Genomic DNA, 14388 nt, shown 5'->3' with positions numbered 1-14388 from the left:
GCGGCCAGGCAAGGGCACCGCCACCAGACAGGGGAACCGGCGCGCGTTCTTCCCACCTATGGGGGAATTGCGCGGCAAACCGGCTACAGTTATGCGCAGGATGGCGCCCGACCGACAGTTCCGGCTTTCATTTTCGGGCAACCATGCAACGACTATTATCTTGCGTGGATGGTCAACAAGTAACTGGATCGAACGTCATGGCGACACTTGAAGGCGACGGCACCGCGAACAGCCTTGTCGGGAACGATGCCGACAATGACTCGATCTGGGGCGCGGGTGGCAACGACACGCTGCGCGGCGGACCAGCGGCGGGCACCGGCGGCGGAAACGACCTTCTCGACGGCGGCGACAACGCCGACCTGATCTATGGCGGCGATGGCAACGATACGCTCATCGGCGGTCCGGGCAGTTCAAACGACACGCTCTACGGCGGCAGCGGCACGGACACCGCCGATTACAGCCGCTGGCTGACCGATCTTGTCCCATCGCCGGTCTTCGCGACCAACTCGACAGGCGTCACCGTCAACCTTGCCACCGGAACGGCAACCGGGCTCGGCACCGACAGGCTGTTTGACATCGAGAACGTGATCGGCGGCGCGGGCGCCGACAGCATCACCGGCGATGGCAATGCCAACCGGCTGGAAGGCGGCGCCGCGAACGATACGCTTTACGGTGCGGCGGGGGCCGACACGCTGTACGGCGACGCAGGTGTCGACCGGATCTATGGCGGGGCCGATGACGACCTGGCCTATGGTGGCCTGAACGGCGACCTGATCTACGGCAACGACGGGCTCGACACCCTGTTCGGCGACGGCGGGAACGACACGCTCTACGGCGATGCCGGCAATGACGTCCTTGACGGCGGGACGGAAGCCGACGCGCTGTACGGCGGCACGGGCAATGACACGCTGTATGGCGGGGCCGGGGTCGATACGCTGCGCGGTGGCGACAACGACGATCTGCTCTACGGCGGCAGCGAGGGCGACGATCTGGCGGGCGAGGCCGGGAACGACACGCTTTACGGCGGGACAGGTACGGATACGCTGACCGGCGGCGACGGCAACGATTTCCTGCTGGGAGAAGACGGCGCGGATGCTCTGGACGGCGGCGCGGGCGACGACACCTTGCGCGGCGGGGCCGGCGGCGATGCGCTGAACGGCGGATCGGGAATGGACTATATCGACTACAGCGACTCGGGCGCTGCGGTCTCGGTCAACCTGGCGACGGGCAGCTTCTCTGGCGGCGATGCGACAGGCGACAGCGGCGCCGGGGTCGACGGCATCATCGGCTCGGCCTTCAACGATACGCTGGTGGGCTTCGACGGCTCCAACAACAGCACCGTCGCCGGTGCGGACAACTACACCAACATCTTCTATGGCGGCGCGGGCGACGACAGCATGTCGGGTCTGGGCGGCGGCGACCTGCTCTACGGCGGCGCGGACAACGACACCGTTTCGGGCGACGGCGGAGACGACCTGGTCCGGGGCGGCACCGGGAACGACCTGCTCTATGGCGGCACTGAGAACGACACGATCTATGGCGACGAGGGGCAGGACAGGCTCTTTGGCGGGGCCGGTCGCGACCTGATGTTCGGAGGCGATGACCAGGACCGGTTCTTCGTCAGCTTCACCGGAAGCGCGAACGATGTCGCGATGGCCGAATCGGTCGACGGCGGTTTCGGGGGCAATGACAACGACACCCTGACGGTCGACATCACGGGCTTCGGCTGGGGCAGGATCGACATTGCCTACGACCCGATCAACGGCGAGAACGGGACGCTCACCTTCTTCGCGGCGGATGGCACCACGATCGTCGGGACGCTGGCCTTCACCGATATCGAGCATCTGGTGATCGTCTGCTTTGCCGCGGGCACCCGGATCATGACCGACCGGGGCGAGGTGGAGGTCGAGGCGCTGAAACCCGGCGATCTGGTCGCGACGCGCGATCACGGTTTGCAGCCGCTGCGCTGGGTCGGGCAGCGCGCGCTGTCCTACGCCGATCTGCTGGCCCAACCCCAGCTGCGACCGGTCCGCATCGGGCCGGGGGCGCTTTTCGGGGCGGGTCCGGCAAGCCCGCTCCTGGTGTCGCCGCAACACCGGGTGCTGGTCGAAGGGGCGCTGGCTGAGCTGTATTTTGGCGAGACCGAGGTTCTGGTTCCGGCGAAGCACCTTGTCGGCCTGCCGGGTCTGAGCCGGGAGTGCCCTGTCGACGGCGTGACCTATGTCCACATCCTGTTCGACCGGCACGAAATCGTCATGTCGAACGGCTGCTGGACGGAAAGCTTCCAGCCGGCAGAGCGGACGGTGAACGCGCTGGACGCGGCAGTCCGGGCCGAGGTTCTGGAGCTGTTCCCCGAGCTTGGCGGAGAGGCCGCAGCTTTCCCTTCCGCACGGATGACGCTCAAGGCGCATGAGGCGAGGATACTGGTGGCGGGGTAACGCTGCCTGCGACGGGGGTGCCCCGTGGCTATTCCTCGAACTCCGCAAGCCCCCTGCCCCCGCGGGTGGACCCCACCACGCCCAGCGACTTCAGCTTGCGGTGAAGCGCCGAGCGTTCCATGCCGACGAAGCTGGCGGTACGGCTGATGTTGCCGCCGAAACGATTGATCTGGGTCAGCAGATATTCGCGCTCGAACAGCTCGCGCGCCTCGCGCAGGGGAAGCGTGGCGATGGTGCCCGAGAGCGAGAGCGCGCTTTCCGCCTCGGGCTTCGGTTCGTTGCCGGGGATCTCGCTGGTGTCGATGGGGCCGGTGCCGTCGCCGAGGATCAGGATGCGCTCGATCACGTTCCTCAGCTGGCGGATGTTGCCGGGCCAGGGGAGGGTCTGGAGAACGGTGTCGGCTTCCTCGGACAGGCTGCGATTGGGCAGGCCTTGCGTCTTGTGGAACCAGTCGATGAAATGGCGGGTCAGCTCCGGCACGTCTTCCCGGCGGGAGGCGAGCGAGGGGACGGCGATGGGGACGACATTGAGGCGGTCGTAAAGCTCCTGGCGGAAGCGGCCAAGCCCGATCTCGGAGCGCAGGTCGCGGCAGGTGGAGGAGATGACGCGGAGGTCGACGCGGACCTTGTCGGTGCCACCGGCGCGGGTGAACTGCTGTTCGGTCAGGACGCGCAGGATCTTGCCTTGCGTGCCCAAGGGCATATCGGCGACCTCGTCGAAATAGACGATGCCGCCATGGGCTTGCTCCAGAAGGCCAGGCTCCACGCCGCGCTCCGGCGTTTCGCGGCCGAAGAGCACCTCTTCCATCCGCTCGGGCTCGATCGAGGCGGAGGAGACGGTGACAAAAGGCGCTGCGGCGCGGCTGGAATGCATGTGGATGTAGCGCGCGGCCATCTCCTTGCCGGTGCCGGGTTCGCCGGTCAGCATCACGCGGGCGTTGGACTTCGTCACCTTGTCGAGGTTGGCCTTCAGCGTCTTGAAGGCGAGCGAGGAGCCGACCATGTCGGAGGAGGTCACGTCGCGGCGGCGCAGTTCCTGGTTTTCGCGGCGCAGGCGGCTGGTCTCCATCGCGCGGGCGACGACGACCATCAGCTGGTCGATGTTGAAGGGCTTCTCGATGAAGTCGTAGGCGCCCTGCTTGATCGCGGCGACGGCGATCTCGATGTTGCCGTGGCCGGAGATGATGACCACCGGGATGTCGGGGTTGTCGCGCTTCACCGTCTTCAGGATGTCGATCCCGTCCAGCCGGCTGTCCTTGAGCCAGATGTCGAGGATCATCAGCGACGGCGGATCGGCGTTGATTTCGGCCATGCAGTCGTCGGAATTGGCGGCGAGGCGGGTGGTGTAGCCTTCGTCGCGCAGGATGTCGCCGATCAGCTCGCGGATGTCCTGTTCGTCGTCGACGATGAGAATGCTCATGCTTTGGCCTCCTTCGTGGGCGGGGCGGCTTTCAGGGGAATATGGGTTCGGGGCCGCTTGCGGGCGGTCCGCGGCAGGCGGATCTCGGCCATGGCGCCGGGATGGTCGTTGCCGTCGAAGACGGGCGCGTCGAGCAGCGCGAGCGTGCCGCCGTGTTCCTCGATGATCTTCTTGACGATGGGCAGGCCGAGGCCGGTGCCCTTTTCCCGCGTCGTGACGTAGGGCTCGAAGAGGCGGGCGCGGTCGGGGGGCAGGCCGGTGCCGTTGTCCATGATGCGGATCACCGCTTCGTTGTCGTCGGCGGAAAGGGAGATGCGGATTTCCGGAGAGAAGGTTTCGGGTTTTGCCTTTTCCTCATACGATTCAATGGCCTCCCCGGCGTTCTTGATCAGGTTGGTGAAGGCCTGGCCGATCATCGTGGCGTCGAGATCAAGGTGCAACTCGCCATCGGGGATGTCCTTGACGAAGCGGACGCCGGGCTGGCCGTTTTCCTGCAACAGGACCGCGCCTTTCAGAAGCGCGGCGAGGTCGCAATCGCGGCGGTCGGGTTCGGGCATCCGGGCGAATTTGGAGAATTCGTCGACGATCCGGCGCAGGTCGCCCGTCTGGCGGACGATCACGTCGGTGTATTGTTCCAGGTCTTCGTGGTCGCGGACCTGGGTCGCGAACTTGCGCTTGATGCGTTCGGCCGAAAGCTGGATCGGGGTCAGCGGGTTCTTGATCTCATGCGCGATGCGGCGGGCGACGTCGCCCCAGGCGGCCATGCGCTGCGCGCTGACGAGGTCGGTCACGTCGTCGAAAGCGACGACATAGCCTTCCAGCGACCCGTCCTCGCTGCGGCGGGTGGACAGGCGGACAAGGAGGCTTTCCAGCTTGCCCTTGCGAGTGAGGCGGACCTCTTCCTGCACGGCGTTGCCGCCGCTCTCGCGCAGTCGGTCGAAGAGCGCGGCGAATTCCGGGACGGCGGCGGCAAGCGGCGTGTCCACCTGCCGGTCTGTGAAGTCGAGAAGCTTTTCCGCAGCGCGGTTCACGAAATCGATGTCGCCGTCTGAATCGAGACCGATCACCCCGGCGGTGACGTTCGACAGCACGGAATCGAACAGCCGTCGCCGGGTTTCGGTCTGGGCATGGCTTTCGACCAGCGCCTCGCGCTGGCCCTTCAGCTGGCGGGTCATCTGGTTGAAGAGACGGCCGAGCGAGGCGATCTCGTCATCACCTTCCTCTTCCATGACCTGCACGTCGAGATCGCCGCCCCCTACCCTTTCGGCCGCGCCCGCCAACCGCCCGACGGGCCGAGACAGGCGTTCGGCGAACCAGAGGCCGAGCCAGATCGCAGCAAGGATCAGGATCAGCGCGAAGCCGAGGTAGATCAGGCCGAAGTTGAAGAGAAGCCGCCCGCGTTCGGATTCGAGCTGATTGTAAAGCTGGACGGTTTCCTGGGTTTCGTCGAGAAGCGAGAGGATGGAACCGTCGACGGTGCGGGTGACGTAGAGGTAGCGGTCCGTATAGGCGTCCAGCAGGATCAGCGCGCGGAATTCGTTGTTCGACCAGTCGGGGATCAGGACGGTGTTGCCCTCCTTGGCGAGGCGCAACTGTTCCTCGGTCAGGTCCTCGAAGTCGAAGAGGTAGGAGCGTTCGCCGCGGGTCTTGAGCGCGCCGGTGCCGTCGACGAGATAGGCCTCTTTCAACCCGCGCTGGACGACGGCCTGGGCCTGCGACAGGAGCGGGCGCAGCTGGTCGTCGCGCAGGAAGGTGGTCTTGCGCTTGGCCTCGTTCAGGTAGCCTGCAAGGGTGACGACATCGGCGGCAAGGTCGTCGCGCTGCACGGCCTCATAGGCCTGGGCGGCGTCGAGCGAAGAGCCGACGACAGAGCGGACGCGGTCGGAGAACCAGCCTTCGAGGCCGATGTTGATGGACAGGACGGCGAAGACCGCGACCAGCACGGTCGGGATCAGCGCGATCAGCATGAAGACGCCGGAGAGCCGAAGGTGCAGCCGCGACCCGGCAGAGCGCGACCGGCGATCGGCAATCAGGCGGACGACGCGGGCGAGGACGAGGGCCGCGATGACGAGGACGTAGATCAGGTCGGCGAGAAGGATCAGGCGCAGGACCGGCGAGGCGGCGCTTTGATTGATGGAGCCAAGGGCAAGGAAGGTGGCGACGGCAAGGACGGGGCCGAGGAAGACGAGGCCAAGCGTCAGTGCGGTCTGCACCCGGCGTTGCCGACGCAGGCGGGAAAACCGTAGCCAGATATCCCTTCGAGCTGCCCGCTCCACCCTGCCCCGCCCGTCAGCCGGTGGCTCGCCCACCCCCATCCACTATATCTAGGTGTGTGTCGGGGTGAAACCGAAAAGACACAATCGGCCGTTGCGCGCTTACATCAACTTTCGGCGACGGGTCACGCGGATGTCGAGATCGGTGATCTTCTTGCGCAGCGTGTTGCGGTTGATGCCAAGAAGATCGGCGCATTTCGCCTGGTTCCCGGCGGTGGCGTCGAGCGCGATCTCGATCAGCGGCAGTTCGACCTCGCGCAGGATGCGCTGATAGACGCCGGGGGGCGGCAGCTGGCCGCCGTGCAGGTCGAAGTAGCGCTTCAGGTGCCGGGCGACGGAGGCGGAAAGCTTGTCGCCCTCGCCCACGCCCGCCAGCGGTTCGGGGCTGGGCTGCTGGCCGAGAACCTGCTCCACCTCTGCCTTGGCGATGTCGGTTTCCGTGGCGGTGACAAGAAGGCGGCGGATCGTGTTTTCCAGCTGGCGCACGTTGCCGGGCCAGGGCCAGGCACGGATCAGGTCAGAGGCCCCCGGCGACAGGCGGCGGACAGTGCCGAGGTCGCGCTCACCCTTGGCGAGGAAATGTTCGGCGAGAAGCGGAATGTCCTCGACCCGTTCGCGCAAGCTCGGGACATGCAGGGTGACGCCGCCGAGGCGGTAGTAGAGGTCCTGCCGGAACTGGCCGGCCTCCATCCGGGCGGCGAGGTCGGTCTGGCTGGTCGCCATGACGCGGGGGGCCTTGTCGCCCAGCATGTCCAGCATGCGGACAACCCGGGCCTGGGTGTCGGCGTCGTAATCGGCGACCTCGTCGAAGACGATGGAGCCGCCCCGCGCCCTGGAGAGGAGCGTGGCGGGGCCGTCGATGCCTTGCAGGTCGGGGCCTTGCGCGACGATGAACGGGAGCGTGCGGCGGTCGGAGAAATCATGGATCGCACGGGCGATGAGCGACTTGCCGGTGCCGGATTCGCCGGTGATCAGGACGGCAAGCTCGGTGTTCATCACGCGCGCGACAAGACGGTAAAGCGCCTGCATCGCGGGGGTCCGGCCGACCAGCGGCAGGTCGTCCCCGGCCTCGCGCGCAGGCAGCACGACCCGGGCCGCATGACGCTTCTGGTCCAGGGCCTTGGCGGAGCGCTTCATCAGGTCGGGCAGGTCGAAGGGTTTGGGGAGGTAGTCGAAAGCCTCGGCCTCTGCCGCCTGAATCGCGGTCATGATGGTGTTCTGGGCGGAGATCACGATCACCGGTAGGCCGGGGCGCATCTTCGATATTCGCGGCAGGGCATCGAGGCCGTTGCCGTCGGGCATGATCACGTCGCTGATCACCAGATCGCCCTTCCCCTCCTCGACCCAGCGCATCAGGGTCATCAGGCTGGAGGTCGCATGGACCTTGCAGCCCGCGCGGGTCAGCGCCTGGGTCAGGACGGTGCGGATCGTGCGGTCGTCGTCGGCGACGAGGATGGTGCCATCCATCTAGCGGGTCTCCTTCTTCTCGCGCGGCGCCATGGGAAGCGAGACGCGGAACACAGTGCGGCCGGGGGCGGAATCGACGGTGATCCAGCCCTCGTGGTCGGTGATGATCTTCGAGACCAGCGCAAGGCCGAGGCCGGTGCCGTTCTCGCGGCCCGAGACGAAGGGCTCGAAGATGTTGGCGGCGATCTCCGGCGGGATGCCGGGGCCGTCGTCGATGATCTCAATCTGCAGCGGAAGCGCGGCGGAGGCCCCGTCCTTGCGGCGCAGGCGCAAGCTGAGGTCGTAGAAGGTGTGAAGCCGGATCGTGCCGCCCTGCCTGCAGGCCTCGGCGGCGTTCTTGATCAGGTTGAGGAAGACCTGCATCAGCTGGTCGCTGTCGGCGAAGGTGGGGGGCAGCGAGGGGTCGTAGTCTTCTACGATGGTCATGTGCGCGGCGAAGCCCACCAGGGCCGAGCGGCGGGCACGGTCCAGCGCGTCGTGGATGTTCACCGGCTTGCGGTCAGGCGGGCGCAGGTTGCCGAACTGCTCCACCTGTTCCAGAAGCTTCACGATGCGGCGGGTTTCCTCGACGATGAGGTCGGTCAGCTCTTGATCCTCGGGGGTGAGGTTCATGCTGAGGAGCTGCGCCGCGCCGGAAATTCCGGCGAGCGGGTTCTTGATCTCATGCGCCAGCATCTCGGCCATGCCGATGGCAGAGCGGGCGGCGGTCTTCGCGCCCATCGAGCGGCCCAGACGGTCGGCCAGTTCGCGTGGGGAAAGGATCAGCATGACGATGTCGGGGTTGTCGTGCATCGGCGCGAGATGGACGGTGCATTGCAGGGGCGGGCGGTCGCCGGTGGTCACGTCGACGTCGTTGATGTTCAAGGGTGACTGGTTGGCGCGGACGCGGGTCAGCGCCTCTTCCATCGGGGCCTCGATGGCGAGGCGGTCGAAGACGGGCTGGCCGCGCAAGGCCTTCTGCGAGGTGTTGAGGAAGGTCTCGGCGGCGGGGTTGGCTTCGAGGATCGTGGCGGCCTGGTCGATGAGGAGCGTCGGGAAGGGCAGCGAGGCCCAGATCACCCCCGGCACCGGATAGGGCGCGCGGTAGGGGGTCATGCGGCAAGCTCCAGTTCCGCGAAGGCCTGTTCGATGAGCTGGATCACCTCCGCCGGGTCGGTGGAGGTGAGGATGGGGTCGCGCGCATGGGGCAGGCCCGCTTCGTCCAGATACCAGCCGAGGTGCTTCCTTGCCATGCGCAGGCCCAACTCGCGGCCATAGAAGGTGAGCATGTCGTCATAGTGGTCGAGGATCATCCGGCCAAGCGCGCCGCCTTCGGGGATGTGTGGGGCGGGGGTGCCGTAAATGTCGTGGGCGACCTGGGCCAGTTTCCAGGGCGCGCCTTGGGCGCCGCGACCGATCATCACGCCATCGGCGCCGCTTTGGCGCAGGGCTTCGCGGGCCGCGGCGGTGTCGGTGATGTCGCCGTTGGCGATGACGGGGATGGTGACGGCCTCCTTCACCGCGCGGATCGCCGCCCAGTCGGCATGGCCCTTGTAGAACTGGCAGCGGGTGCGGCCGTGGATGGTGATCAGTCGCACGCCTGCACCTTCCGCCCGGCGGGCGAGGTCCGGCGCGTTGTGCAGCGTGTCGTCCCAGCCGAGGCGGGTCTTCAGCGTGACGGGGACCCTGACCGCCTTCACCACCGCCTCGATCAGGGTCAGCGCGAGGTCGAGGTCGCGCAGAAGCGCCGAGCCGCAGAGGCCGGTCGTCACGCGCTTCGAGGGGCAGCCCATGTTGATGTCGATGATCTTCGCGCCCTGCCCTTCGACGAAGCGGGCGCCCTCGGCCATCCAGTATGGATCGCGACCAGCCAGTTGGACCGAAGTCGCCTGTTCGCCGAACCCGAGTTCGGCCCGCGCCCGCGCCTCGGGTTGCGCGCGGACGACCTCGGCGCTGGCCACCATCTCGCTGACCACCAGCCCCGCGCCGAAGCGGGCGACGAGGCGGCGGTATGGCAGGTCGGTGATTCCGGCCAAGGGGGCCAGGAAGACCGGAGGGGTCAGCGACAGCGGGCCGAGGGGAACGGGCAAAGCCTTGTCCTTGTGCGTTTGATCAAGGGCTAGCCTGTGGCGAGGGTCGCTCCAAGGCAGCGCGGGGGGATTATGACTGAAAAACATGCGATGCACAAATTTTGGGCAATCAGGGGCCGCAAGCGCCAGATTGTCATGCAGGTCGGGCTGGATTAGGCAGGGGCGAAGGAAGGTGCCATGCAGACAGCCGTGATCATCGTCGCCGCCGGTCGCGGCAGCCGCATGGGCGGCGGGGTGCCGAAGCAATGGCAGCTGCTTCAGGGCAAACCGGTGCTGGCGCATACGTTGGCGGCCTTTGCCGGGATGCGGGTGCTGCTGGTGATCCACCCGGAGGACCGGACGCGGGCCGAAGCCCTGGGGGTTCCGCTGGTCGAAGGCGGCGCGACGCGGGGGGCCTCGGTCCTGGCCGGGTTGCAGGCGCTGGAGGGGATGGGGATCGAGGCGGTCTTGATCCATGACGGCGCGCGGCCCCTCGTCTCGCCCGCGCTGATCGGGCGGCTGGTGGCGGCGCTGGAGGAACATGACGGCGCGGCCCCTGCCCTGCCGGTGACGGATGCGCTGTGGCGGGGCGCGGATGGCCTGGTCGCGGGCACGGTGGACCGGGCCGGGCTTTACCGGGCGCAGACTCCGCAGGCTTTCCGTTTCGCTCCCATCCTCGCAGCGCATCTGGCCCATCCGGGCGGGGCGTTGGACGATGTGGAGGTGGCGCGGGCGGCGGGGCTTGACGTGGCGATCGTCGAGGGCGAGGAGAGCAACCTGAAGCTGACGTATCCGGGCGATTTCGCCCGGGCCGAGGCGATCCTGAAAGGGCGCGAGATGGATGTGCGCTTGGGCAACGGCTATGACGTGCATGCCTTCTGCGAGGGGGATCATGTCTGGCTCTGCGGAGTGAAGGTGCCGCATTCGCGGGGGCTGCTGGGGCATTCCGACGCCGATGTGGGGATGCATGCGCTGACCGATGCGATCTATGGTGCGCTTGCGGAAGGGGATATCGGGCGGCACTTCCCGCCCTCTGACCCGCAGTGGAAGGGGGCGGCAAGCCATATCTTCCTGAGCCATGCCATCGGGCTGGCCGCGGCGCGGGGTTACAAACTGGCGAACTGCGATGTGACGCTGGTCTGCGAGCGCCCGAAGATCGGCCCGCATGCCGCTGATATGCAAGCGGAACTGGCGCGGATCATGGGGGTGGATGTGGGGCGGGTGTCGATCAAGGCGACAACGTCGGAACGGCTGGGCTTCACCGGGCGCGAGGAGGGCATCGCGGCCCTGGCTACGGCGACGCTGGTGCGGGAGTAGCCGAAATTGGTCGACCTTGTTATAAGCGGCGTTGTGATTGGAGCCACTATTGCCGTGACTCTATGGACAATCGCCAATCATAGGGTGCTGAAAGATCGGCTGTTCAGGTCCAAACTGATCAGAAGATTTATGCAACTGACAGGCATCAATTCAATCGCAGAACCTAAGGTAACAAATGTTGGCTTAGCTGGTCATATAGCCACCTTCTTCGGTGCGGGGTTCCTGCGTCCGGCCTCCGGCACCTGGGCCAGCGCGATCACGGTAGCGCTGGCCGTCGCGGCCTATCAGGCGGGCTGGGCGCTGGCGGTGCCTGTGGGCTTCGTTCTGGCGACGCTGGCGGGGTTCTGGGCCGTGCCGGGCTACCTGCGGGCGACGGGGGGCGAGGACCCCTCGGAAGTGGTGATCGACGAGGTGGCCGGGCAGCTCTTGGCGCTCTCTTTCACCGTGATCCCGCTCTGGCGACATCAGGTGCCGGACCTGCTGACCGGGGCCTGGCCGGGCTGGGTGGTACCGTTCCTGCTGTTCCGCCTCTTTGACATCTGGAAGCCCTGGCTGGTGGGTCGCGCCGACCGGCGGGGCGATGCGGCGGGGGTGATGCTGGATGACCTCTGGGCCGGGCTTTTCGCCGGGCTTTGTTCGGTGGCGCTGGCGGGGGCCTGGCATGGCCTGGTGCAACCGTGGCTGGGGTAGCGGTCGCCGAACTTCTGGCGCGGGCGCGCTATTGGGGCCTCAAGCTCGCCACGGCGGAAAGCTGCACCGGGGGCATGGTGGCGGCGGCGCTGACCGAGGTGGCGGGGTCCTCGGACGTCTTCGAGCGCGGCTTCGTCACCTATTCCAACGAGGCGAAGATGGAACTGCTGGGCGTCAGGGCCGAGACGCTGGAGGCCCATGGCGCGGTGTCGGAAGAGGTCGCGCGCGAGATGGCGGAGGGCGCGCTGACCAATTCGCGCGCCGATATCGCGGTGTCGATCACCGGGATCGCCGGGCCGGGCGGGTCGGAGCACAAGCCCGAGGGCCGGGTCTGCTTCGGCGTCGCGCGCAAGGGCCGGGCGACGCGGGTGGAGACGGTGGAATTCGGCGCGCGCGGCCGGGCGAAAGTGCGCGAGGCCGCGATGCACCGCGCGCTGGAGATGCTGGCTCAGGCGATGGAGTGACCATCAGCCGTTCGCCTTGAAGAAACGCAGGATTTCGGTGTTGGCGTCGATCTCCTGCGTCTTGCCTTCGTGCAGCCTTGCCTTGCGGCCGCCCGGCCAGTGATGCGCGCCGCCCTCGACCGTCATCAGGCGCAGGACCACGCGGCCGCGTTTCTGGTAGTCGGTGACGATCACCGAGGTGCCGTCGTCCTTGCTGTCGATGGTGCGGGGGGTCTTGGCCAGGACCCCGCCCCAGGGCGCGAGAAAGGCCTGCACCACGGAATCGACCGAGGCGAAGTCGGTGCGGGTGAGGCTGCTGTCCCCTACCCCGCCGTCGTAAGGAACCATCGGGTCGGCAGTGCCGTGGATGATCAGCGCCGGGACCTTGCCCTGCACGCGGGTGCGGCTTGTGTCCATCGTGCCGGATACCCCCGCGACGGCGCGGACGAGGCCGGGGTTCCGTGCGGCGAAGGTCTCGGCGAGGATCGAGCCGTTCGACATGCCGGTCAGGTAGACGCCGGAGCCGTTGGTGCCGAAGCGGGAGGCGGCGTCCGCGATTACCGCTTTCAGGAAGCCGATGTCGTCGACCCCTTTCCGCGCTGCTGAACCGCAGCAGTAGCCGCCGTTCCAGGTGAGAAGGCGCTCGCCCCGCCGCCCGCTGCCGGCCGGGAAGGCCACGGCGAACCCGGCGCGGGTGGCGGCGCGGGCGAGGCCCGAGGCCTTGGCGAACTGGTCGGGATCGCCTCCACCGCCATGCAGCGCAAGGATCAGGGGCGCACCCTTCGGGTTGGCCGGCAGGTCGATCCTGTACCAGCGGTCGCCGAGGCGGACGGTTTCGGCGGACAGCGGTTGGGACAGAAGCAGGGCGATCAGGATGGCAAGCATGCGCATGGAAACCTCCGGCCGGATGTGAAGGCTTTCACGCCCGCACCGGCGGTTTCCGTCGCGTCAAGATGGCCCCGGCCCGTACAGTTCCGCCGCACGGCGCTCGAAGGCGCGGACGATGCGGTGCATGGCGTCATTGAACACCACGCCGATGATGCCTTGCAGGATGGCGTTGCGGAATTCGAAATCGACGTGGAAATCGACCTCGCACCCCCCGGGACTATCACGGAAGGCCCAGTTCGAGCGCATGTGCCGGAAGGGACCGTCGAGATATTCGGTGTCGATCTTCATTGCCTCGGGCCAGAGCGTCACCCGGCTGCCGAAGCGTTCGCGGAAGACCTTGAAGCTGATCACCAGGTCTGCCTCCATCACCTCGCCGCCGTCCTCGACGGGGGTGCGAGAGCGGATGCGGGCGGCAGAGTTCCAGGGCAGGAACTGCGGATAGGAGGCGACATCGGCCACCAGATCGTACATCTGGCGGGCGGTATAGGGCAGGCGCTTGGTCTCGGAATGGGTCGGCATCGTGGTCCTTTGACCCGAGATGTGGCCCGGCGCGTGGCCAAGATCAAGCAGGGGGCGATGTCACGCCTCGCCAACTGTGGCTTTGGGCGCTAGGAAGGGGGCGCAACAACCGGATCAGACCATGCCCGACCGCCCCTATGTGATCGATCAGATGATCAGCGCCAAATCCATCGCGGCGCGGGTCGAGGCGCTGGCGCGCGAGATCACGGCGCATTTCCAGGGCTGCGACAAGCTGGTGGTGGTGGGCCTTCTGCGCGGGTCCTTCGTCTTTATCGCCGACCTTGTCCGCGAGATCGACCTGCCGGTCGAGGTGGATTTCCTTGAGGCCTCCAGCTATGGCGATTCCATGCATTCCAGCCGCGAGGTCCGCATCCTGAAGGACCTGCGGGGTGAGATCGCGGGGCGCGACGTGCTGCTGGTCGAGGATATCGTGGATACGGGATTCACCCTGCACCATGTGATCCATCTGCTCAAGGCGCGCGAGCCGAAGCGGCTGAAGGTCTGCGCTTTGCTGGACAAGCCCTCGCGCCGGGAAGTGTCGGTCAAGGCCGACTGGACCGGGTTCGAGATCCCGGACGAATTCGTGGTGGGCTACGGCATCGACTTCGCGCAAAGGAACCGCAACCTGCCCTTCATCGGCAAGGTGCGGTTCACGGAGGCGGGATGAACCAGCTGCACTGGCTGCTGCGTGCGAAGCGTTGGGCACAGAACCCGCCCTCGGCGGGGCGGGTCAAGCTGGTCTTCGCGGTGATCGCGATCTGCCTGGTGATCGCAGGCGTCGAGCATTTCATCGGCTGGCCGGACTGGATGACGGTCGACCGCCTGCGCCAGAAACCGTGATTGGACGCAGGCGGGAGGTCAGTTAGGTTCGCCGCCAGGTTGAAA

Annotated in this window: 13 protein-coding genes; 6 read left to right on the top strand and 7 right to left on the bottom strand. The window is 66.9% G+C overall.

Features of this window, described 5'->3' with window-relative positions:
* The first annotated feature begins 197 nt into the window (after positions 1-197).
* Positions 198-2438 (top strand): Hint domain-containing protein, encoded by a 2241-nt coding sequence (locus JNJ68_RS02765; protein WP_294978667.1) that lies wholly within the window; start codon positions 198-200, stop codon positions 2436-2438.
* Positions 2439-2466: 28 nt separating this feature from the next.
* Here JNJ68_RS02765 and JNJ68_RS02760 read toward each other — a convergent pair whose 3' ends face one another.
* Genes JNJ68_RS02760 through dusB form a run of 5 tightly spaced genes read right to left on the bottom strand, consistent with a single transcriptional unit; the run spans position 2467 to position 9667 of the window.
* Entirely contained in the window at positions 2467-3858 is a 1392-nt protein-coding gene (locus JNJ68_RS02760; protein WP_294978664.1) for a sigma-54 dependent transcriptional regulator, read from the bottom strand.
* Positions 3855-6173, bottom strand: coding sequence for a PAS domain-containing sensor histidine kinase (locus JNJ68_RS02755; RefSeq protein WP_294978661.1), 2319 nt, complete (start codon positions 6171-6173; stop codon positions 3855-3857). The genes JNJ68_RS02760 and JNJ68_RS02755 overlap by 4 nt, the downstream gene beginning before the upstream one ends.
* Positions 6174-6233: 60 nt before the next feature.
* Positions 6234-7598 carry a response regulator gene (locus tag JNJ68_RS02750; RefSeq protein ID WP_294978657.1) on the bottom strand — a complete coding sequence of 455 codons (1365 nt, stop codon included), beginning with the start codon at positions 7596-7598 and terminating at the stop codon, positions 6234-6236.
* Entirely contained in the window at positions 7599-8693 is a 1095-nt protein-coding gene (locus JNJ68_RS02745) for an ATP-binding protein (RefSeq protein ID WP_294978654.1), read from the bottom strand.
* Positions 8690-9667: a tRNA dihydrouridine synthase DusB gene (dusB, locus tag JNJ68_RS02740; protein ID WP_294978651.1), complete on the bottom strand. Its 978-nt coding sequence runs from the start codon at positions 9665-9667 to the stop codon at positions 8690-8692. Before dusB ends, JNJ68_RS02745 begins: the two co-directional genes overlap by 4 nt.
* A gap of 177 nt (positions 9668-9844) precedes the next feature.
* Between dusB and JNJ68_RS02735 the strand changes: the two genes are divergently transcribed.
* The 3 genes from JNJ68_RS02735 to JNJ68_RS02725 all read left to right on the top strand — a co-directional run bounded on the left by JNJ68_RS02735 (position 9845) and on the right by JNJ68_RS02725 (position 12117).
* Entirely contained in the window at positions 9845-10963 is a 1119-nt protein-coding gene (locus tag JNJ68_RS02735; RefSeq protein ID WP_294978648.1) for a bifunctional 2-C-methyl-D-erythritol 4-phosphate cytidylyltransferase/2-C-methyl-D-erythritol 2,4-cyclodiphosphate synthase, read from the top strand.
* 129 nt (positions 10964-11092) lie between these two features.
* Positions 11093-11653, top strand: coding sequence for a phosphatidylglycerophosphatase A (locus JNJ68_RS02730; protein WP_294978645.1), 561 nt, complete (start codon positions 11093-11095; stop codon positions 11651-11653).
* Complete coding sequence (locus JNJ68_RS02725; RefSeq protein ID WP_294978642.1) at positions 11641-12117, top strand: nicotinamide-nucleotide amidohydrolase family protein; 477 nt, start codon at positions 11641-11643, stop codon at positions 12115-12117. Before JNJ68_RS02730 ends, JNJ68_RS02725 begins: the two co-directional genes overlap by 13 nt.
* A 3-nt stretch (positions 12118-12120) precedes the next feature.
* Here JNJ68_RS02725 and JNJ68_RS02720 read toward each other — a convergent pair whose 3' ends face one another.
* The gene (locus JNJ68_RS02720) at positions 12121-12987 is read right to left on the bottom strand and encodes a PHB depolymerase family esterase (protein ID WP_294978639.1); all 867 of its coding nucleotides are present in this window, start codon (positions 12985-12987) and stop codon (positions 12121-12123) included.
* Positions 12988-13044: 57 nt separating this feature from the next.
* The gene (locus JNJ68_RS02715; RefSeq protein WP_294978636.1) at positions 13045-13503 is read right to left on the bottom strand and encodes a type II toxin-antitoxin system RatA family toxin; all 459 of its coding nucleotides are present in this window, start codon (positions 13501-13503) and stop codon (positions 13045-13047) included.
* Between the two features lie 121 nt (positions 13504-13624).
* On the opposite strand from JNJ68_RS02715, the gene hpt reads away from it, so the two are divergent.
* Positions 13625-14170, top strand: a complete 546-nt coding sequence (gene hpt, locus JNJ68_RS02710; protein ID WP_294978633.1) for a hypoxanthine phosphoribosyltransferase — start codon at positions 13625-13627, stop codon at positions 14168-14170.
* Positions 14167-14343, top strand: coding sequence for a hypothetical protein (locus JNJ68_RS02705; RefSeq protein ID WP_294978631.1), 177 nt, complete (start codon positions 14167-14169; stop codon positions 14341-14343). Before hpt ends, JNJ68_RS02705 begins: the two co-directional genes overlap by 4 nt.
* Positions 14344-14388 lie beyond the last annotated feature (45 nt).

It is taken from the genome of Tabrizicola sp., from assembly GCF_016793705.1.
GTDB lineage: Bacteria > Pseudomonadota > Alphaproteobacteria > Rhodobacterales > Rhodobacteraceae > Tabrizicola.
This window is presented reverse-complemented; position numbering and strand designations above follow the sequence as displayed.